Consider the following 665-nt stretch of genomic DNA (forward strand, 5'->3'; position numbering starts at 1 on the left):
ATCACCAGACTGTCCCCCTGTTCATGGGCCATGACAGAGAGTGGGTAATCGACCTTTTCAACGGCTTGCCGGAATGAGACTGCCCCCTCAATACCGGCTGTGTTTGGGTTCTGTTCAGGCGCGGGGTAATTCTCAAAAACAAACAAGCTATGGAACAAACGCCGGCCATCGGTTTGCAACCGGGCCAGTGGCATGGCGCTGTAGCTGTTTAATAGGGCAATGCTGCGCTGTATATTTTGTAAAATGGACGCAATGCTGGCGGTTTGTTCCCATTGCACCCTGAGCGGCAGGGTATTGATATACAAGCCCACACTGGCCCCGATACCGTCCACCGGCACATCGCGTCCGGAGACCGTACTGCCGACGAGGGTTTGTTCATCCCCGGTGTAAATGTGCAGCAATTTGTGCCAGGCAAATTGTACGGTGGCGTTCAGCGTGACCCCTTGCTGCTGACACATCGCCTTGAGCTGTTCATAAGCACCGCCCTGTAGGGTTAAGACTTCATCGTTTGGGTGTGTAACCGTCTTGATTTGAGATAAGTTAACCGCCTGTGTTAACAGCGGTGTGATATCGTTCCCCCCCTGATAACAGGCTTTTTCTTGCGCCCAAAACGCGTCGGCTTCGGCTTTATGAGTCAGGTGATATTGTTGCGTGGCCAGATAGGC

The 665-nt window shown here is 53.1% G+C and carries 1 protein-coding gene; it reads right to left on the reverse strand.

What is annotated here, in order from left to right:
- Window positions 1-665: condensation domain-containing protein (locus Xvie_RS20495; RefSeq protein WP_244175766.1), on the reverse strand; the 665-nt coding region annotated here is incomplete at both ends.

Source organism: Xenorhabdus vietnamensis (assembly GCF_002127535.1).
Lineage (GTDB): Bacteria > Pseudomonadota > Gammaproteobacteria > Enterobacterales > Enterobacteriaceae > Xenorhabdus > Xenorhabdus vietnamensis.